Annotated in this window: 25 protein-coding genes; 18 read left to right on the top strand and 7 right to left on the bottom strand. The window is 60.0% G+C overall.

What is annotated here, in order from left to right; translation table 11 throughout:
* The first annotated feature begins 103 nt into the window (after positions 1–103).
* Complete coding sequence (locus tag ABD815_RS04675; RefSeq protein ID WP_344844089.1) at positions 104–466, top strand: response regulator; 363 nt, start codon at positions 104–106, stop codon at positions 464–466.
* On the opposite strand, the gene ABD815_RS04680 is transcribed toward ABD815_RS04675, so the two are convergent.
* Entirely contained in the window at positions 463–1437 is a 975-nt protein-coding gene (locus tag ABD815_RS04680) for a glutathione S-transferase family protein (protein WP_344844092.1), read from the bottom strand. The two genes, ABD815_RS04675 and ABD815_RS04680, sit on opposite strands and share 4 nt — an antisense overlap.
* A gap of 301 nt (positions 1438–1738) precedes the next feature.
* Between ABD815_RS04680 and ABD815_RS04685 the strand changes: the two genes are divergently transcribed.
* From ABD815_RS04685 to ABD815_RS04720, 8 genes are all read left to right on the top strand, one after another.
* Positions 1739–1960 (top strand): DUF6732 family protein, encoded by a 222-nt coding sequence (locus ABD815_RS04685; RefSeq protein WP_344844094.1) that lies wholly within the window; start codon positions 1739–1741, stop codon positions 1958–1960.
* Positions 1961–1964: 4 nt separating this feature from the next.
* Positions 1965–3155: a sirohydrochlorin chelatase gene (locus ABD815_RS04690; RefSeq protein ID WP_344844097.1), complete on the top strand. Its 1191-nt coding sequence runs from the start codon at positions 1965–1967 to the stop codon at positions 3153–3155.
* Entirely contained in the window at positions 3155–3793 is a 639-nt protein-coding gene (locus tag ABD815_RS04695) for a precorrin-8X methylmutase (protein ID WP_344844099.1), read from the top strand. Before ABD815_RS04690 ends, ABD815_RS04695 begins: the two co-directional genes overlap by 1 nt.
* A gap of 4 nt (positions 3794–3797) precedes the next feature.
* Positions 3798–4991: a precorrin-6y C5,15-methyltransferase (decarboxylating) subunit CbiE gene (gene cbiE / locus ABD815_RS04700; protein ID WP_344844101.1), complete on the top strand. Its 1194-nt coding sequence runs from the start codon at positions 3798–3800 to the stop codon at positions 4989–4991.
* Entirely contained in the window at positions 4988–5704 is a 717-nt protein-coding gene (gene cobI, locus ABD815_RS04705; RefSeq protein ID WP_344844104.1) for a precorrin-2 C(20)-methyltransferase, read from the top strand. The genes cbiE and cobI overlap by 4 nt, the downstream gene beginning before the upstream one ends.
* Positions 5695–7509: a precorrin-3B C(17)-methyltransferase gene (cobJ, locus tag ABD815_RS04710; protein ID WP_344844106.1), complete on the top strand. Its 1815-nt coding sequence runs from the start codon at positions 5695–5697 to the stop codon at positions 7507–7509. The genes cobI and cobJ overlap by 10 nt, the downstream gene beginning before the upstream one ends.
* On the top strand, positions 7506–8273 hold the full coding sequence (gene cobM / locus ABD815_RS04715) for a precorrin-4 C(11)-methyltransferase (protein ID WP_344844109.1): 768 nt from the start codon (positions 7506–7508) through the stop codon (positions 8271–8273). Before cobJ ends, cobM begins: the two co-directional genes overlap by 4 nt.
* A gap of 101 nt (positions 8274–8374) precedes the next feature.
* Positions 8375–8731: a hypothetical protein gene (locus ABD815_RS04720; RefSeq protein WP_344844112.1), complete on the top strand. Its 357-nt coding sequence runs from the start codon at positions 8375–8377 to the stop codon at positions 8729–8731.
* Here the strand turns inward: ABD815_RS04720 and ABD815_RS04725 are convergent.
* Positions 8723–9904: a MalY/PatB family protein gene (locus ABD815_RS04725; protein ID WP_344844114.1), complete on the bottom strand. Its 1182-nt coding sequence runs from the start codon at positions 9902–9904 to the stop codon at positions 8723–8725. The genes ABD815_RS04720 and ABD815_RS04725 overlap by 9 nt on opposite strands.
* A 132-nt stretch (positions 9905–10036) precedes the next feature.
* Here ABD815_RS04725 and def (ABD815_RS04730) point away from each other — a divergent pair, with 132 nt between their 5' ends.
* The 7 genes from def (ABD815_RS04730) to ABD815_RS04760 are packed head-to-tail and all read left to right on the top strand — an operon-like array spanning position 10037 to position 13082.
* The gene (gene def / locus ABD815_RS04730; RefSeq protein WP_344844117.1) at positions 10037–10558 is read left to right on the top strand and encodes a peptide deformylase; all 522 of its coding nucleotides are present in this window, start codon (positions 10037–10039) and stop codon (positions 10556–10558) included.
* On the top strand, positions 10558–11049 hold the full coding sequence (def, locus tag ABD815_RS04735; RefSeq protein ID WP_344844120.1) for a peptide deformylase: 492 nt from the start codon (positions 10558–10560) through the stop codon (positions 11047–11049). Before def (ABD815_RS04730) ends, def (ABD815_RS04735) begins: the two co-directional genes overlap by 1 nt.
* Positions 11046–11549 (top strand): peptide deformylase, encoded by a 504-nt coding sequence (def, locus tag ABD815_RS04740; protein WP_344844122.1) that lies wholly within the window; start codon positions 11046–11048, stop codon positions 11547–11549. Before def (ABD815_RS04735) ends, def (ABD815_RS04740) begins: the two co-directional genes overlap by 4 nt.
* Positions 11546–12451: a methionyl-tRNA formyltransferase gene (fmt, locus tag ABD815_RS04745; RefSeq protein WP_344844125.1), complete on the top strand. Its 906-nt coding sequence runs from the start codon at positions 11546–11548 to the stop codon at positions 12449–12451. Before def (ABD815_RS04740) ends, fmt begins: the two co-directional genes overlap by 4 nt.
* A gap of 10 nt (positions 12452–12461) precedes the next feature.
* The gene (locus ABD815_RS04750; RefSeq protein ID WP_344844127.1) at positions 12462–12701 is read left to right on the top strand and encodes a hypothetical protein; all 240 of its coding nucleotides are present in this window, start codon (positions 12462–12464) and stop codon (positions 12699–12701) included.
* A gap of 10 nt (positions 12702–12711) precedes the next feature.
* Entirely contained in the window at positions 12712–12951 is a 240-nt protein-coding gene (locus ABD815_RS04755; protein WP_344844129.1) for a GlsB/YeaQ/YmgE family stress response membrane protein, read from the top strand.
* Positions 12951–13082, top strand: coding sequence for a hypothetical protein (locus tag ABD815_RS04760; protein ID WP_344844132.1), 132 nt, complete (start codon positions 12951–12953; stop codon positions 13080–13082). The genes ABD815_RS04755 and ABD815_RS04760 overlap by 1 nt, the downstream gene beginning before the upstream one ends.
* Positions 13083–13085: 3 nt before the next feature.
* Here the strand turns inward: ABD815_RS04760 and ABD815_RS04765 are convergent, their stop codons facing one another.
* From ABD815_RS04765 to ABD815_RS04785, 5 genes are all read right to left on the bottom strand, one after another.
* Positions 13086–13709, bottom strand: a complete 624-nt coding sequence (locus ABD815_RS04765) for a trimeric intracellular cation channel family protein (RefSeq protein WP_344844134.1) — start codon at positions 13707–13709, stop codon at positions 13086–13088.
* Positions 13706–14167 carry a ribonuclease HI gene (gene rnhA, locus ABD815_RS04770; protein ID WP_344844138.1) on the bottom strand — a complete coding sequence of 154 codons (462 nt, stop codon included), beginning with the start codon at positions 14165–14167 and terminating at the stop codon, positions 13706–13708. Before rnhA ends, ABD815_RS04765 begins: the two co-directional genes overlap by 4 nt.
* Before the next feature lie 9 nt (positions 14168–14176).
* The gene (locus ABD815_RS04775) at positions 14177–14638 is read right to left on the bottom strand and encodes a DUF3429 domain-containing protein (protein ID WP_344844141.1); all 462 of its coding nucleotides are present in this window, start codon (positions 14636–14638) and stop codon (positions 14177–14179) included.
* Between the two features lie 91 nt (positions 14639–14729).
* Positions 14730–15698, bottom strand: coding sequence for a 4-hydroxy-3-methylbut-2-enyl diphosphate reductase (ispH, locus tag ABD815_RS04780; protein WP_344844143.1), 969 nt, complete (start codon positions 15696–15698; stop codon positions 14730–14732).
* A 121-nt stretch (positions 15699–15819) separates the two neighbouring features.
* On the bottom strand, positions 15820–16374 hold the full coding sequence (locus tag ABD815_RS04785) for a LabA-like NYN domain-containing protein (protein WP_344844146.1): 555 nt from the start codon (positions 16372–16374) through the stop codon (positions 15820–15822).
* 176 nt (positions 16375–16550) lie between these two features.
* On the opposite strand from ABD815_RS04785, the gene folK reads away from it, so the two are divergent.
* Both folK and rpoZ read left to right on the top strand, forming a co-directional pair.
* Positions 16551–17114 (top strand): 2-amino-4-hydroxy-6-hydroxymethyldihydropteridine diphosphokinase, encoded by a 564-nt coding sequence (folK, locus tag ABD815_RS04790; RefSeq protein WP_344844148.1) that lies wholly within the window; start codon positions 16551–16553, stop codon positions 17112–17114.
* 97 nt (positions 17115–17211) lie between these two features.
* Positions 17212–17565 (top strand): DNA-directed RNA polymerase subunit omega, encoded by a 354-nt coding sequence (gene rpoZ / locus ABD815_RS04795; RefSeq protein ID WP_344844150.1) that lies wholly within the window; start codon positions 17212–17214, stop codon positions 17563–17565.
* Positions 17566–17590 lie beyond the last annotated feature (25 nt).

Below are 17590 nucleotides of genomic sequence, written 5' to 3' on the forward strand. Positions count from 1 at the left end.
GGCGATAATCGGCCCAATGGCTTAGAGGTAATTGACCATCAACACTTCGGCGTTACTTTAAACGCCAGATTGCGGCTCTGCCGCCTAATGGTTGCCGAGTCTCATGACGGTTCTGATCGCAGAGAGTAACATCGAGTTAGGCCAGCTATGGCAGCGCCATCTCATGCGACAGGGGTTGCTGGTGAGTCTCGTCCACGACGAAGCCGCCGCGATTGCACATCTCGACGAACATGCGCCGACCCTGATTGTACTCGACCTGATGCTGAACGGAAACGCGGCGTTCGCGGTGGCGGATTATGCGAGTTTCCGCCACCCCGATGCGCGGGTGATTTTCGTGACCAATTCGACCTTCTTTTCAGACGGCTCGATTTTCCAGCATCTGTCGAATGCCTGCGCGTTCCTGCCCAAGGAAGTCGACCCGGGCGATTTGTCCGCGATTGCGTCCCATTACGTGGAAAAAGACTAACCCCGTCCGTGCGGTGCCGAGAGATCGAGGTCCGGTGTGATCGGCACGATCCGGTTCGGGTTAATGGTGTCGTGGCTGTAATGGTAGTGGCGCACGAAATGGTCAAAGCGCACGGTCTGCGCGATGCCTTCCCATTGATAGAGCTCGCGCAGGTATCCCGAGATATTCGGGTAATCGGCGATCCGGCGCAGGTTGCATTTGAAATGCCCGTGATAAACCTTGTCGAACCGGATCAGCGTGGTGAAGAGACGCCAATCGGCCTCGGTGACCCGCTCGCCGGTGAGATAGCGGTGGGTCGACAACACCTCTTCAATCCAGTCGAGCGACGCGAAAAGCGGCCCGATCGCTTCGTCATAGGCGGCCTGCGTGGTCGCAAAGCCCGCCATGTAGACGCCGTTGTTCACCGTGTCGTAGACGCGTTCGTTAATGGCGTCGATTTCGGTGTGCAGGTCGGCGGGGTAGTAGTCATCGCGATTGCCTGTGAGATCGTCGAAGGCCGAGTTGAGCATGCGGATGATCTCCGCGCTTTCGTTCGACACAATGGTTTCGCGTTTCTTGTCCCACAGGATCGGCACGGTCACGCGGCCAGAGATTTTCGGGTCCGCACGCGTGTAGATTTCGCGCAGGAAGGTCGAACCATAGAGGGTGTCACCCGTCGCCCCGTCAAAGTCGGGCGAGAAGGTCCAGCCATCATTCAACATGTCCGGATGCACCGCCGAGACGGTGATCATATCTTCGAGGCCCTTGAGGGCGCGAAAGATCAGCGTGCGATGCGCCCAAGGGCAGGCGTAGGATACATAGAGGTGGTAGCGGTCGGCTTCGGCGGCAAACCCGCCTTCGCCAGTGGGGCCTGCGGACCCGTCCGGTGTGATCCAGTTGCGAAACCCGGCCGTGGTGCGTTCAAAGCGGCCGCCGGAGCTTTTGGTGTCGTACCAGCCGGCGTTCCATTCGCCATTTTCGAGATAGCCCATTGATGGCTCCTATGCGTTGATCGTTTGACGTCATATAGAGCGCTTCATTTTCGCGCAAAACAGGCGTCAGGGCGCATCGAACCTGCGTGAGCGCACAATAAGCCCTCCGGATGTTTCCGCTAAAGCATTTGCGAGTCACCGGTGCTCTGCCTATAGAGAGCACTGACGACGCCTCAAACGATGAGGCCAGAGAGGTTGGCAGTGGCGGATTGACCCAAATCGGGGATCACGCGCAGCATCGTCAGGACACCAGCCTCCTTTAACGTGAACTCGCCTGTTCGGCGCTAGAAAAGGAAGTGCTATGTCCCGTGTCTTGCTCCCCCTCTTTGTCCTCGCAGCCCCTGCGGCAAATGCCCATCCCGGTCACTTGATCGAGCAGGGCGGCCACGACCACTGGATCGCCGGCATTGCCGTCGGGATCGCAATTGGTGCGGTGCTCTGGGGTGCAGTGAAGGGTCGCAAACCGGCCGCGCAGGCGGCACCGGAGTCCGAGCAAGAGGCGGGCGAGGCCCAGGAGGCTTAATCCCATGAAAACCGGTGTGATGATTTGCGGCCATGGCTCACGCAGTCAGGCGGCCGTGGACGAATTTGCGGTGCTCGCCGACAAACTTCCCGCGCTTTTGCCGCCCGACTGGATGGTCGACTACGGCTATCTCGAATTTGCGAACCCTGTGATCCGTGACGGGCTCGACCGGTTGCGCGAGGCGGGCTGTGATCGCATTCTCGCGGTTCCCGGCATGTTGTTTGCCGCGATGCATTCCAAGAATGACATCCCCACGGTGCTCAACACCTACGCGGCCAAACACGGGATCGAGGTCAAATATGGCCGCGAGTTGGGTGTGGATCCAAAAATGATTGCCGCCGCTGCCGCCCGCATCCGCACTGCTGTCGATGCGGCGAACGCCGAGTATGGTGAGTTGCCGCTGCACGAAACCGCTCTTGTCGTCATCGGGCGTGGCGCATCCGATCCTGACGCAAACGGCAATGTCGCAAAGATCATGCGCATGCTGTGGGAGGGCATGGGATTTGGCTGGGGGGCGGTCGGATATTCCGGTGTCACCTTCCCGCTCGTCGAGCCGTGCCTGCAACATGTCGCGCGACTTGGCTACAAAAGGGTCATCACCTTTCCGTACTTCCTGTTCACCGGCATCCTGATCGACCGCATCTACGGTTTTGCTGACCAAGTCGCCGCAGAGCATCCGGATATCCAGTTCGTCAAAGCCGGATATCTCAACGATCACGACGACGTCCTTGCCACCTTCGCCGACCGCATCCGCGAGCTGGCGGGCGATGCGCAAATTCCGAACTGTGGTATCTGCGCCTACCGCGAACAGGTTCTCGCGACCGACGATGGCCACCACCACATCCGTGCCGAAGACCGTAATCATCCCGCCTTTGCCGATATCCCGCCGCCGACCTGTGTGCTGTGCAAATACCGCACCGCCGTTGTCGGGTTCGAGGGCGAAGTCGGCGCAGTTCAGGAAAGCCATCACCACCACGTTGAGGGGCAGGGCGCCTCCGCGCCGGGGTCGAATGTGGCCGATTGTACGCTCTGCGATACATTCTGTACGGGGCTGTGTCGTCTGCAAAAGGTCGACCACGACCACCATCATCACGGTCATTCCCATGATCACGGGCATGACCACCATCATCATCACGCCGAATATCCCCACGCCAAACACCCGCTCGGACCGGAAAGCGCGCGGAAGGCCAAGTGATGCGCCCATACGAAAAAGATCCCGCCGCGATCTATGCAGAAAGCTTTGCAACTGTGCGCCGGGAGGCCCGTCTCGACCGTTTCGGTCCGGGCATGGAGCGTCTCGCGATCCGTCTGATCCACGCATGTGGCATGGTTGAGGTCGCCGACCGCCTCGCCTATTCGCCCGATGCCTATGAGGCCGGTCACGCAGCCCTGCAATCGGGCGCGCCGATCCTGTGCGACTGTGAAATGGTCGGCGCGGGCATCATTCGCCGTTATTTGCCGGCCGACAACAAGGTCATCGTTACGCTCAACAATGACGGCGTCCCCGAGCGGGCCAAGTCTATCGTCAATACCCGTTCTGCCGCCGCGGTCGAATTGTGGGAACCCCATGTCAAAGGTGCCGTTGTCGCCATCGGGAACGCTCCGACTGCGCTATTCCATTTGCTCGAATTGATTGATGCAGGGTTCCCAAAGCCCGCCGTGATCCTCGGGTTTCCTGTCGGCTTTGTCGGCGCGGCTGAATCAAAGGCGGAACTGGCGGCCAATCCGCGCGGTGTGGATTTCGTCGCCCTCAAGGGGCGTCGTGGTGGCTCTGCGATCGCCTCGGCGGCGGTCAATGCGCTCGCCGTTGGGTTGCCGGAGATCGGGGAATAAATCGATGGATAAATGGCTCCACATCATCGGCATTGGCGACAACGGCCTTGATAGCCTCACGCCCGCGACCCGTGCGGTGCTTGAGGATGCCGAGGTCATTTTTGGTGCCGAGCGTCACCATGCGTTGATTGCCGGGGTGAACGGCGAACGCCGCGCGTGGCCCTCTCCGTTTGATGCGTTGATTGGGGATTTGCAGGCGCTGCGTGGGCGCCGCGTAGTCGTTCTCGCGACCGGTGATCCGCTATGGTATTCGGTTGGCGCGCGGATCGGGCGCGAGATTGATCCCGGTGAAATCCTGTACCACCCGCAACTTTCGGCCTTTCAACTCGCCTCCGCGCGGATGGGATGGTCGCTGGCCGATTGCGAAACACTAACCGTTCACGGGCGCCCGCCGGAGCAGGTGATCCCCTTCCTCGCGCCCGACCAGAAGTTGATCATTTTGACAAATGGTGCTGATAGCCCGCTGAAAGTTGCGCAGATTTTGCGCGCACGTGGGTATGGACCGTCCGAGATGAGCGTTCTCGCCCACATCGGCGGCAGCGATGAGGCGCGGTTTGACGGCACCGCCGAGGCGTGGTCCCACGAGGTGCCGGAGTTTCATACCCTCGCAGTGCAGTGCATCGCCGAGGCGGGCGCGACGATCCTGCCGCGCTTTGGGTTGCCCGATGTGGCGTTTCTGTCGGACGGCACGATGACCAAACGCGAAGTGCGCGCCGTGACGCTGGCCAAGCTCGGACCGGTGCGTGGCGGACTGCTTTGGGACATCGGTTGTGGGGCGGGGTCGGTGGCGATTGAATGGATGCGCGCGGCCCGTGATGCGCGCGCAATTGGGATTGATAACCGCGACGACCGTCGCAACCTCGCAGCGCAAAACGCCCTCGCACTCGGCACACCTGCGCTCAAACTGATCGATGGGCATGCGCCAGAAGCGCTCTCCGGATTGCCTGCGCCGGATGCGGTGTTCATAGGTGGGGGCCTGTCACGCGACACCTTTGTTGCCGCGTGGGACGCTCTCAAACCGCATGGCCGCCTTGTTGCGAATGCGGTCACTTTGGAGGGTGAAACGACGCTCGCCGCCTTACGCGCCGAATTTGGCGGGGACCTCGCCCGTCTTTCTGTCGCTCGCGCGACGCCCGTGGGACGTCTGTCGGGGTGGAAACCCTTTATGCCGGTGACCCAATGGAGCCTGAGTAAATGAGCGGAACCCTTTACGGTGTTGGCCTCGGCCCTGGCGATCCCGAACTGATCACGCGCAAAGCGGCGCGGTTGATCGAAAAGGCGACCGTGATTGCCTATCCCGCGCTCGCGGGTGAAGCGTCACTGGCGCGATCCATCGCCGCCGACCTGATCCCTGAAACGGCGCGCGAAATCGCGATGAACATCCCGATGACGGTGGATCGCGGCCCCGCGCAGGTCGCCTACGACCTCGCAGCGGTCGCTGTGCGCGCGGAACTCGACGCCGGTCGCGATGTTGTCGTGCTCTGCGAAGGTGATCCGTTTTTCTACGGCTCCTTCATGTATCTCTACGCGCGTTTGAAGGCGGAATACGCCATTGAGGTCGTCCCTGGTGTGACCTCCATGACCGCCTGCGCCTCTGTCGCGGGGCTGCCTCTGTCGGCGCGCAATGAGGTCGTGACGATCCTGCCTGCGCCGATATTTGCGGGCTCGGAGACCGATGGCGGTCCCGCACGCGTTCTGGAGCAGTCGGACACCGTCGTTGTGATGAAGCTCGGGCGGCATTTCGGTGTGGTGCGTGCCGCCATCGACGCGGCTGGATTGACCGACAAAGCCGTCTATATCGAACGCGCCTCAACGCCGCATGAAGTCGTGCTGCCTCTGTCGCAAGCACCTGAAAAGGCGCCGTATTTTTCCATGATTTTGATTGTAAAAGGGGCCGATCCGTGGCTGTAAAACCCGTCGTTGTCGCCATAAACACCTCTGGCGAGGCCACCGCCCGCCGTATCGCGCAGGCCATTGGTGCTGACCTCCACGGCCGTGAAGGCCGCACATGTATCGAGCCGAGCTTTGCCAATGCATTGGATCATATCCGCACGCTGTTTGCCGCCGGGATTCCGGTGATCGGTGTCTGCGCCTCCGGCATCCTCATTCGCGCCGTCGCGCCTTTGCTCAACGATAAGCGGTCCGAGCCTCCCGTGCTCTCCGTTTCCGATGATGGCAGTGTTGTCGTTCCGTTGTTGGGCGGGCATCGCGGGGCGAACCGTCTGGCGGGTGACATTGCGCAGGCGATTGATGCGAAAGCCGCAATAACCACTGCGGGCGACGTTTCCATGGGGATTGCGCTCGACGTGCCGCCAAAGGGATGGCGCCTCGGGACGCCGGAAACCGCGAAAACCGCGATGGCCGCTATTCTGGCTTCTGGCGGTGCGCAGGTGACGGGTGAGGAGGCGGGTTTGTCCGAGTGGTTGGCGAGTGTTCCGCCCGCAGATGGTGCGAAAATCATTGTCACGTCTAAGGCCGTGCCGAACGCACAGGATAATGCCGTGGTCTACCATCCGCAGCGCTACACGCTCGGTGTCGGGTGTTCGCGCAATTGCCCGCCCGAGGAACTCGCCGATTTGGTGCAGGGCGTGTTGGATGATGCGGATATTTCGTCCAAGGCCATCGCGGCAATTGCCACGGTTGATCTCAAGGCGGACGAGCCGGCGATCCTCGAACTCGCGCGCTCTTTCGGCGTGCCCCTGCGGTTTTTCACGGCTAGTGAACTCGACGCCGAAACCCCGCGATGTGCGACTGTGTCGGATGTGGTCTTCGCCGAGATCGGAACGCATGGCGTGGCCGAAAACGCCGCGCTGGCCTGTGGTGGCACGGATGTGACCCTGCATCGGCCCAAGGTCAAAAGCGCCATGGCAACGGCTGCGCTGGCGATGAGCGAGGGTGTGATTTCCGAGCCCAAGGGGCGCGCACGTGGACGGCTATTTGTCGTTGGCATCGGGCCGGGCCAAGCCGCATGGCGCACGCCGGAAGTATCCCATTTTGTCTCGCAGGCCGAAGAGCTGGTTGGTTATGGCCTTTATATTGATCTTTTGGGGCCTCTGGCGTTCGGCAAAAAGCGATCCGATTTCCCTCTGGGCGGAGAAGAGGACCGGTGTCGCTATGCTCTCGAACAGGCGGCGAAGGGCAAAGACGTTGCGCTGGTGTGTTCTGGCGACGCCGGGATCTACGCGATGGGGGCATTGGTATTCGAACTGCTCGATCGACCCCCCGAACAGCACGGCGTGAGCGAAGCTGCACGGCGCGTTGAGGTTGTGTGTTCGCCCGGTGTGTCGGCGTTGCAGGGGGCAGCGGCGCGGGCGGGTGCGCCGCTCGGTCACGATTTCTGCGCGATTTCGCTGTCCGATCTGTTGACGCCACGCGCCGACATCGTCAGGCGGCTAAAGGCGGCAGCGGAGGGAGATTTCGTGATCGCCTTCTATAATCCGGTGTCGAAAAAGCGCCGTACGCTATTGGCCGAGGCGCGCGAAATTCTGCTTCAGCACCGTCCCGCCGATACGCCCGTCATGCTGGCCTCCAACCTTGGACGCCCGACCGAACATATCCGTTATCGCCGTCTCGATGAGCTGGAGGTTGATGAGGTGGATATGCTCACCGTCGTGCTGATCGGGTCATCGAACTCACGGCTGGCGCAGCTCGGGGAAGGGCCGCGGATGTACACGCCGCGCGGTTACGCCCGCAAAATTGACGGAGACCTGTCATGACCGTTTTCTTCATTGGCGCGGGCCCGGGTGATCCCGAACTTCTCACCAAAAAAGCCGAACGGTTGATTGGTGAGTGTCCTGTATGCCTCTACGCGGGATCGCTCGTCCCTGCGGAGGTTGTGGCCTGTGCGCCGGAGGGGGCAAAGGTCATGGATACGGCGCCGATGACGTTGGATGAAACGCATGCGGAAATCAAAAAGGCGCATGAAATGGGCCATAATGTAGCCCGTGTGCATAGCGGGGACCCATCTCTTTATGGTGCGATCGCAGAGCAGATCCGCCGGTTGCGTGCGGATGGTATCGACTATGAAATCGTGCCGGGCGTTCCCGCCTACGCGGCTGCAGCGGCCGCGTTGGGTCAGGAATTGACCATTCCGGAGATCGCGCAATCCATCGTCCTGACGCGGGTGTCGATGAAATCGACGTCCATGCCGCAGGGTGAGACGCTCGAAAATTTCGCGCGAACCGGAGCGACATTGGCGATCCACCTCGGGGTGCGGAATTTGCGCGAGATCGAGCGGCAGTTGGTGCCGCACTATGGGGCCGATTGTCCGGTGGCTGTCGTGTATCGCGTGGGGTGGCCCGATCAGATGCTGATCCGTGGCACGTTGTCGGATATTCGCGAAAAAGTGCGTGCGCAAAAGATCACGCGCACCGCCCTAATTCTCGTCGGGCCTGCCCTCGGCGAGGTTCAGGATTTTAAGGACAGCGCGCTTTATGATCCTGAAATGCCACATGTATTGCGCCCCAAAGTGCGGCAATAGGGTGACTCTGAATTTGGAAAACTCTCGATAAATTCCTCCAAACTTGACCCATGGGAATGCTGGCGCATGATTGTGGCACATGGCCTGGGGAGGATGTGTTCGTGACTAATCTACTGCCAAAAGAGGTTCTTGAAGGGCTCGCGCTCGCGCGCAAGCGTCGGGAAAGACGGCGCTCTCGGTTGCGCGTTCATGTCGGGGACCAGACGTTTCCGGTGCTACGTCTTTGGGAAAACGGCATTGCTGTTGATCGCGAAGTCGGGCCCAATCTACGTGGTTTGGTTGATATCTACGATGGCTCGCGCCACCTCATGCAGGCGCTGATCGTGACTTCGCAGGACGAGGGCAACATGCGCTATTATGACTTTAAGTGGGCCACACAGGCCTCTGACAGGCCGGCGCTTGACTACGACCGGCCCGACGATGCGCCAGCGGGACTATTGACGCACCGGCTATTGTAGGTCGCTGAACGCGCGTTTCAGGCGTTCGCCTGCCTCCAGAACATTTGCCCGCTGAGTGCCGAGGTTGAAGCGCAACCCTTGGCTGCCACCGGTGCCGAAAGGCAGACCGGGGCTCGGCACAATTTTCGCCTCACCCGTGACGCGCGCCCAGAGGTCGGCGTCATTCAGGCCGGTGCCGGAGAAATCGACCCACGCGAGATAGGTGCCTTCGAGATCGGACATCTTCGCGCCCGGGATCGTATCAATCGCGGCTTTGAAGGCGGCGACATTACCCGCGATATAGGCATTCATATCATCCACCCATGCGGCCCCTTGGGGCGAATAGGCTGCGCGGGTAAGGACCGTTCCGAGCAGGTTCGGCGCGATATCGCTGCAATGAACGGTATGGCGAAATGCGTTGCGAAGCGCTTGGTCGGCGATGATCACAGTCCCGAGGCGCGATCCGGCGATGGAAAAGGTTTTGGATGCCGAGGTCATGGCCACGAACCGCACGTTGTGGCCCGCGAGGACATGCGCGGTTGGTGTGAATGTCTCACCGGGCAGGACAATGTCGTGGTGGACTTCGTCGGAGACGAGCAGGATGTCGTGGCGGGCGCAAAAGGCGGCGACGCCGTCTAGTTCGGATGCACTCCAAACGCGCCCGCCGGGATTGTGGGGCGAGCAGAGCAACAGGATGCGCTCTTTTCCGGTCAGGCGTGTCTCCCATGCCGCCAGATCCATTTCGAAACGGGGGCCATCGGTCAGGAGGGGAAGTTCCGTCACGGTGCGGCCGTTGCGCGCAATCTTGGATGCGAATTCATGGTAGACAGGGGTCATGATCGCCACGGCGTCACCGGGATTGCTCCATGTCTGGATCGCCATCGCAATCGCGTTTCCGAGGCTGAGCACGGGGGTGATATGCGCGGGATCGACGGTCCAGTTGTGGCGGGTCTGCATCCACCACACGATTGCGTCACACATCGTGTCAACATGGGCGAAATAGCCGAAGTCGCCTTTGTCGGCGAGATCGCGAACGGCGTCGGTCAGGAAATCCGGCGCCGGAAAGTCCATGTCGGCGACCCACATTGGCAGGACATCGGGTCCACTCGGGACTTTCAAATAGGTTTCATATGCGTCCCATTTGGTGGAACGCGTCGCGGTACGGTCGTAGGCGTCGTCAAATGTGGCGGACATGCGGGCTCCTGGATTTTTCCGGACGGTAGCTTCATCCGCGGAGGATGTGAAATCGCATTCTGGCATGAGGTTGATCGTCACACGTGATAGCGAATGTTGCACCGCCGCGCCCCATTGACTACATGGACAATTATGACACTGCGACACATTCTCATTCACCCCGACCCGCGTCTTAAAAAGACATGCGAACCTGTGAGTACCTTTGATAAGGGGCTCGCCGCGCTTGCCGATGACATGCTTGCCACGATGTATGATGCGCCCGGTATCGGTCTGGCTGCGCCTCAGGTTGGTGTGATGGATCGTCTGTTGGTGATGGATTGCGTCAAGGAAGAGGGCGGCACGCCCGAACCCATGGTATTGGTCAATCCGCAAGTCGTTTGGGAGAGCGACGAGCGGAGCGTTTATGAGGAAGGTTGTCTGTCCATTCCGGGTCAGTATGCCGATGTCGAGCGCCCGAAAATGGTCCGTGTCACATGGCAGGATCTTGAGGGCAAAGCGCAGGAACAGGAGTTCGACGAACTCTGGGCAACCTGCGTGCAGCACGAGATCGACCACCTCGATGGGGTGTTGTTCATCGACTATCTCAAACCTCTCAAACGGCAGATGATCACGCGCAAGATGCAAAAGCTGAAACGCGAACAGGCGCGCGAATAGTGTCGCTCCGTGACATTTTGCTTTGGCCCGATGCGCGGTTGAGCGTGGTTTGTGAGCCAGTTGGCGAGATTACGGGAGAGGTTTCCCAGCTGGCGTCTGACATGTTTACGACCATGTATAACGCGGCTGGGCGGGGCCTCGCAGCGCCCCAGATCGGCGATATGCGGCGGATATTTGTAATGGATGCCACGTGGAAAGAAGGCCTGCGAATGCCGCGCGTGATGATCAATCCGGAACTGGTCTCTGTGTCCGAGGAACGCTGCGAGATGGAAGAGGTCTGTCTGTCGATCCCCGGCATCGTTGCCCCCGTGGAGCGCCCGTCGCGGATCGCGATGCGATGGACCGATCTGGACGGCATGAAGCAGGTTTCGGATTTCGACGGCGCAGAGGCCCGCATCGCCCTGCACGAATTGGACCATCTAAATGGTCTGGTCCATTTCGACCGTCTCGACCCTTTGACCCGCACCCGACTTGAGGACAGCTACGCATGAGCGCGCGCCCCTTTGTATCCTATCCGGACAAACGCCTGCGGACCGCCGCGGCGCCCGTCGAGGCGATCACCGACCACCATCGCGCAATCTGGGCCGATATGGTCGAGACTATGGATGCGATGCCGGGTTACGGGCTGGCCGCGCCACAGATCGGCGTGATGGAACGTCTGGCCGTGGTGGATTGTTCGAGCGAGCGGGGCAAAGCCGTTCTGTTGGCCAATCCCGAGGTGCTCCACGCCTCTGTCAAACTGCGCGACCATGAAGAGGCATCCCCCAATCTACCCGGTATGTCGGCCGTGATTTCGCGCCCCCGTGCCGTGACGGTGCGGTTTTTGAACGCGATGGGTGACATTGAGGAACGCGATTTCGTCGACCTCTGGGCCACCTCGGTGCAGCATCAGATCGATCACCTGAACGGCAAGATGTTCTTCGATCATCTCAAACCTGTGAAGCGTCAGATGTTTCTCAAAAAGGCGAAAAAGACGGGGGCGATGCGATGAGAGTGATCTTTATGGGATCGCCCGATTTTTCGGTGCCTGTGCTCGATGCTTTGGTTGAGGCGGGGCACGAGATCGCCTGTGTCTATTGCCAGCCACCGCGTCCGGCGGGGCGTGGGAAAAAGGATCGCCCCACACCGGTTCAGGCCCGTGCCGAGGTGTTGGGATTACCTGTTCGCCACCCCAAGAATTTCAAAGACCCCACTGATGTCGCGGCGTTTGCGGACCTCGGGGCCGATGTCGCCGTTGTGGTGGCCTACGGGCTGATTTTGCCGCAGGCGTTGCTGGACGCGCCGACGTCGGGTTGCCTGAATATTCACGCCTCTCTCCTGCCGCGTTGGCGTGGAGCGGCCCCGATCCATCGCGCTATTCTGAGCGGTGATGAAAAGACCGGCGTGTGCATCATGCAAATGGAGGCTGGTCTCGACACCGGTCCGGTACTGTTGCGCCGCGAAACCGACATCACCGCGCAGGACACCACCGCCACACTTCATGACCGGCTCTCGGCGATGGGGGCAAATGCGATTGTCGAGGCGCTCGACACATTGCCGTCGCTCACGCCCGAGGTGCAGCAAGAGGATGGTGTGACCTACGCGCAAAAGATCGACAAAGCCGAAGCCCGCATCGATTGGTCCCGCCCTGCCGTAGAGGTCGCGCGTCAAATCCGCGGTCTTTCCCCTTTCCCGGGGGCTTGGGCGACGTACAATGGCGAGAGGTTCAAATTTCACATGGCGCAGGCCGTCGGCACAACAGGCGCGCCGGGTGAGGTCGTAGGGCCGTTCACGATTGCCTGCGGTGAGGGCGCGGTCGAGATTGCCGTGGCCCAACGCGAAGGCAAACGCGCCATGGCCGTGGACGAGATAATAAAAGGGCTGGACCTGACGGTCGGCAGCCGGTTCGAGTAGGGAGAGACCCATGTTTCCGATTTTGATCGGCACAGTCGTGATCGCGGGAATCGTGGGTTACATTTGCGAAAAAACCGGCTTCACCCATAACGGATATCTACAGTCGATCATCATATGTATCGGCGGTGCGTTTCTCGCCTATTTCATCAAGTTGATGTTCGGGATCGGCCTGCGCCCTGCTGGGGTCAATGCGATTGTTGCCTCTCTCGGTGCGCTTATCATCATCCCGACCCATTGGCGCAAACGATAGGAGCCATCCCATGCCTGTCCTCTATTTGATCATCATCGGTGCTGCGGCCGGTTTTCTGGCGACACGCATCATGGATATGCGCACCAACGTTCTGATGACTGTCGCGATTGGCATCGGGGGCGCTTTGATCGGCGGGTTGATCCTGCGCTTTGTGGGTGCCCTGTTTGGTGCTGCGGCGGGATTTGTTGGCGCATTGCTCGGGGCAATCCTGCTCATCTGGGTCTGGAAAATAATTTCGGAGCGCCGTTGATGTTCGGGCTATTTTCGCTTCCGGGCCGTTTCGTCGGCTTTTTCATCGGGCTCTGTGTGTGGCTTTTCACGCGGCCGGGTGGATGGGCGGTTGTCTGTTGTCTGGCCATCGCGCTGACGTGGTATATCTGACCGTCAGTTACGCGGCGGGCGTGATTTGTAGACCGGCAGGGACCATCCCCACCACAGGCTACCGGCGCGCAGGATGAATGTGATCGACCCGCAGGTTGCGAACACCAACACAGGCGCGAGCGCAAGCTCACGCGCAATGATGGCCGCAATTGCACCGGCGAGCGCGGCGGAGGCGTAAAGCTGTCCGTGTTTAAGGACGAGAGGCACTTCGTTGCAGACCACGTCGCGCATCAGACCGCCAAAGCATCCCGTCGATACCCCCATGAGAGCGATGATCACGGCAGGCTGGTCCAGCTTCATTGCAACACCGACGCCTGCGGCCACGGCCACCGAAAGTGCCACGGCATCAGCCCACAGTAGAGTGTTCTGGCGGCTTTCCACGAGATGCGCCGTAAAGAACACAACGGTGGCCACCACCACTGCGATCACGATGTAGGTCGGATCCTGAACCCAGAAGATAAAGTCGCGACCGAGCAGCACATCGCGGATCGTGCCGCCCCCGACCGCCGTCAGGCAGGCGATGAAGGAAAAGCCGACCAGATCAAGCTGCGCACGCGACGCCGCGAGAGCGCCCGAGAGGGCAAACACAATGACCGAAGCATAATCTAGCAGCGCAACCCAAGTCATCGTGCACCTTCCTTGAACGGGGCCATGCCCGCACGCGCCAATTCGTCCGCGCGTTCGTTTTCGGGGTGACCTGCGTGACCCTTGACCCATTCCCATGTGACATCATGGGAGGCCTGCGCCTCGTCGAGGCGTTGCCAAAGGTCCACGTTTTTGACGGGCTTTTTAGCGGCGGTTTTCCAGCCGTTTCGTTTCCACCCGTGGATCCATCCGGTCACGCCATTTTTGACATACTGGCTATCGGTAATGACCGTGATCGCGGTGGATTTTCCGAGGATTTCCAATGCAGAGATCGCAGCCAGAAGTTCCATCCGGTTGTTGGTGGTCACGGCTTCGCCACCCGAGAGTTCGCGTTCCTTGATGACGGTATCGCCGTCTTTGGCCTGTAGCAGAGCGCCCCAGCCGCCAGGTCCGGGATTTCCGGAACATGCACCATCGGTGTAGACAAAATAACGGGCCACGGGATCCTCCTAAAACGCGCTCGCGCCGATCAGCAGGCAGGTCACGACGACCACCGAAACCGGGATGCGAAGGCTGAGCCACCACACCGGCGCCAGCCCCTGCCGCCAAAACCATGCATCGAGCGCCAAGACAATCGCAAATCCTGCGGCGAGCCACATCAAGAGTAGTTGGAGTGTTACCGCCAGAGAAAAGACGTGGAAGGTGCCAAAGAAGAACGCGAAAAGCGACGGGATAACGGACAGGAAATAGCCCGTCTTGCGCGCCGTAGTTGTGGCGAACCCCCATAAGATGCCGGACATAAAGGCAAGGATCACAACGCCATAAGCTGCCAGAAGTGTTGGCCCGTCAGTCGGGCTGAGTGTGATCGCGCCAAACGTTTGTGTGGTGTCCAGACGCGATATTGCGGCGCCGATGACAAAAGGCACGGCACCCGCAGCGGTCAGGATCAGCGGGACGAAAGGTGGTCTCATTATGGGCGCTCGAATGTGGGTTTTACGGCGAGTCCGGCACGCGATTGGCGCATCCGGCGCGCGCGCAGGGTGCGGGGTGCGAAAGCACCCCTCATGCCGGAACTCGCAAAATGCGGGGCACTTTGAATTCGACGTTTTCCTGCGCGGTTTCGACCAGTTCCACCGTCACGTCAAAGCGTGACTTGAAGGCGTCGATCACCTCGTTGACGAGAACCTCGGGTGCGGATGCGCCTGCGGTAATGCCAACGGAACGGATGCCATCCAGAGCGCGCCAATCGATGTCGCCCGCGCGTTGCACGAGTTGGCTATAGGCGCAGCCGTTTGCGGAGCCGACTTCGACCAGACGTTTGCTGTTGGAGGAATTCGGCGCCCCGATCACAAGGAGTGCGTCAATGTTGGATGCGATTGCTTTGACCGCCGCTTGGCGGTTTGTCGTGGCGTAGCAGATGTCTTCTTTGTGGGGGCCGACAATGGTTGGGAACCGTTCCTTCAGGGCGGCGACGACTTCGATGGTGTCGTCCACAGAGAGGGTAGTCTGGGTGATGAAGGCCAGCTTTTCAGGGTCGCGAACATCGAGGTCGGCGACATCGGAGGGTTTTTCGACGAGCAGGACCTCACCGTCGGGTAGCTGCCCCATCGTGCCAATCGTTTCGGGGTGACCGGCGTGACCGATCATCACCATTTGCAGGCCGTTTTCGGAGTGCCGCTCTGCCTCGATGTGCACTTTGGACACCAGCGGGCAGGTGGCGTCGACAAAGACCATTTCGCGCCTCTCCGCTTCTGCGGGGATGGCCTTTGGCACGCCATGCGCGGAGAAGATCACGGGCCGGTCTGTGGGCGCCTCGTCGAGTTCTTCGACAAAGATCGCGCCGAGCTTTTTCAGCCCGTCGACCACGAATTTATTGTGAACGATCTCGTGGCGGACATAGACCGGCGCGCCCCATTTATCGATCGCCATCTCGACAATCTTGATCGCGCGATCAACGCCCGCGCAAAAGCCGCGCGGGGCCGCGAGATAGAGAGTGAGTGGACTTTTTGGTGCCGTTTTTGGGTCAGTCATGAGCGCGCTCCTTGCGCCCAGAGGTATTGTGCCACGCGCGGTGATGCAAGGTTCGCTTCCGCATCGATTCCCGCCATGAACGCGGCGTGCGAAAACCGCACGCCGCTGCGGTGGTCAAGGGTCAGGACGGGTTGTCGTCCTGCGGATCGCGCGGTGGGCGGCCGATGACGTCGCGCAACTCGTCGAGTTCGATGAAATTATCGGCCTGACGGCGAAGCTCATCGGCGATCATCGAGGGCTGTGTGCGCATCGAGGAAACCACCGACACCCGAACGCCCTGTCGTTGCAGGCTTTCCACCAGCGGTCGGAAATCGCCGTCTCCTGAAAAGATCACGATGTGATCGAGGTGGGGGGCCAATTCCATTGCATTGACCGCGAGTTCGATGTCCATGTTCCCCTTCACCTTACGCCGCCCCATGGAATCCGTGAATTCCTTTGCCGGCTTGGTCACCATGGTGAAGCCGTTGTAATTGAGCCAGTCAACGAGGGGGCGGACCGGAGAGTATTCTTCGTTTTCGAGCAATGCCGTATAGTAGAATGCACGCAAAAGTTTCCCGCGCCGCATGAATTCCTGGCGCAGCAATTTGTAATCAATGTCGAACCCGAGCGATTTTGCGGCCGCATAGAGGTTTGACCCATCGATGAACAAAGCTAGTCGTTCATCTTTGTAAAACATGGAGAAGTTCCTTTTTTGTGAGCATATACCATCTGTGGATGGTCGTCGGGTTTGCCGCGGATGCTCATATGGCGTGTAACGCCAATGCCTAATACTGTTTTGCGTCTTGCGAAACTTGTCTAAAAACACAGGACCACAAAGAATTGCAAAACGCAAAGATCATAAATGAGGGCATTGTGCGCGCTTTCGTCGCATTCGGGGCGAATTTGCCGTCACGTGCGGGAGATCCAATCGCAACCTTTCATGCGGTGATTGCCGAACTCGAAGCTTCCGGGGTCCGTGTCCTGGCCAAGAGCCGACTATTTCAGACGCCTGCCTTTCCCGAAGGATCCGGTCCTGACTACATCAATGCCTGCATCGAAATCGAAACGGATCAATCAGCGCAGGCGGTGCTCGACATGCTTCACGACGTCGAGGCACGGTTCGGTCGTGTCCGTAAAACCCGTTGGGCCGAGCGTGGTGTGGACCTCGACCTGATCGCGGTTGGCGAGCGGGTGCTGCCTGATGAAGCGACGCTGCTCAGGTGGATCGAAATGGATATCGAAACGCAGATGCGCGACGCGCCCCTGACCCTGACACTCCCGCATCCGCGCCTTCAGGACCGTGCATTTGTACTGATTCCATTCGCGGATGTCGCGCCGGACTGGCGCCATCCGGTGTTGGGCCTGACGGTAAAAGAGATGTGCGCGGTGCTACCCGAGAGCGAAAAGTCGGCCATTATTGCGGTAAATCAGCCGTGAATTGGCCGGATATCGGGGAAAAGGGCGCTTGTGTTCCGCTGTGCGAGGTCCTAAATAAGCCCCTTGATTGTCCATCATTCCTACGATTGGAGTTCCCATGGCCCGCGTGACCGTTGAAGATTGCGTCGACAAGGTTCCGAACCGTTTCGAGCTTGTGATGCTCGCAGCACACCGTGCGCGCGAAATCGCGGCTGGTTCGTCGCTGACCGTTGATCGCGATAACGACAAGAACCCTGTCGTGTCTCTGCGTGAAATCGCCGAGGAAACCCAGTCTGCCGACGCGCTGCGTGAGCGGATGATCGAAAGCCACCAGACCCAGATCGAAGTGGATGAGCCCGAAGAAGACCGTATGGCACTTCTTATGGGTCAGGAGCAGGACAAACCTGCCGCCGACGATATGTCGGAGGAAAAGCTCCTGCGTGCTTTGATGGAAGCTCAAGGCCAGCAGTAAGGCGCCACGCGCCAATGGAGTTTGC

The organism is Celeribacter arenosi, assembly GCF_039539485.1.
In the GTDB taxonomy this organism is placed as follows: Bacteria; Pseudomonadota; Alphaproteobacteria; order Rhodobacterales; family Rhodobacteraceae; genus Celeribacter; species Celeribacter arenosi.

Coding starts and splice junctions, on each gene's coding strand:
- ABD815_RS04675 (WP_344844089.1), top strand. CDS start 104: ATGACGGTTCTGATCGCAGAGAGTAACATCGAGTTAGGCCAGCTATGG.
- ABD815_RS04680 (WP_344844092.1), bottom strand. CDS start 1,437: ATGGGCTATCTCGAAAATGGCGAATGGAACGCCGGCTGGTACGACACC.
- ABD815_RS04685 (WP_344844094.1), top strand. CDS start 1,739: ATGTCCCGTGTCTTGCTCCCCCTCTTTGTCCTCGCAGCCCCTGCGGCA.
- ABD815_RS04690 (WP_344844097.1), top strand. CDS start 1,965: ATGAAAACCGGTGTGATGATTTGCGGCCATGGCTCACGCAGTCAGGCG.
- ABD815_RS04695 (WP_344844099.1), top strand. CDS start 3,155: ATGCGCCCATACGAAAAAGATCCCGCCGCGATCTATGCAGAAAGCTTT.
- cbiE (WP_344844101.1), top strand. CDS start 3,798: ATGGATAAATGGCTCCACATCATCGGCATTGGCGACAACGGCCTTGAT.
- cobI (WP_344844104.1), top strand. CDS start 4,988: ATGAGCGGAACCCTTTACGGTGTTGGCCTCGGCCCTGGCGATCCCGAA.
- cobM (WP_344844109.1), top strand. CDS start 7,506: ATGACCGTTTTCTTCATTGGCGCGGGCCCGGGTGATCCCGAACTTCTC.
- ABD815_RS04725 (WP_344844114.1), bottom strand. CDS start 9,904: ATGTCCGCCACATTTGACGACGCCTACGACCGTACCGCGACGCGTTCC.
- def (WP_344844117.1), top strand. CDS start 10,037: ATGACACTGCGACACATTCTCATTCACCCCGACCCGCGTCTTAAAAAG.
- def (WP_344844122.1), top strand. CDS start 11,046: ATGAGCGCGCGCCCCTTTGTATCCTATCCGGACAAACGCCTGCGGACC.
- fmt (WP_344844125.1), top strand. CDS start 11,546: ATGAGAGTGATCTTTATGGGATCGCCCGATTTTTCGGTGCCTGTGCTC.
- ABD815_RS04750 (WP_344844127.1), top strand. CDS start 12,462: ATGTTTCCGATTTTGATCGGCACAGTCGTGATCGCGGGAATCGTGGGT.
- ABD815_RS04755 (WP_344844129.1), top strand. CDS start 12,712: ATGCCTGTCCTCTATTTGATCATCATCGGTGCTGCGGCCGGTTTTCTG.
- ABD815_RS04760 (WP_344844132.1), top strand. CDS start 12,951: ATGTTCGGGCTATTTTCGCTTCCGGGCCGTTTCGTCGGCTTTTTCATC.
- ABD815_RS04765 (WP_344844134.1), bottom strand. CDS start 13,709: ATGACTTGGGTTGCGCTGCTAGATTATGCTTCGGTCATTGTGTTTGCC.
- ABD815_RS04775 (WP_344844141.1), bottom strand. CDS start 14,638: ATGAGACCACCTTTCGTCCCGCTGATCCTGACCGCTGCGGGTGCCGTG.
- ispH (WP_344844143.1), bottom strand. CDS start 15,698: ATGACTGACCCAAAAACGGCACCAAAAAGTCCACTCACTCTCTATCTC.
- ABD815_RS04785 (WP_344844146.1), bottom strand. CDS start 16,374: ATGTTTTACAAAGATGAACGACTAGCTTTGTTCATCGATGGGTCAAAC.
- rpoZ (WP_344844150.1), top strand. CDS start 17,212: ATGGCCCGCGTGACCGTTGAAGATTGCGTCGACAAGGTTCCGAACCGT.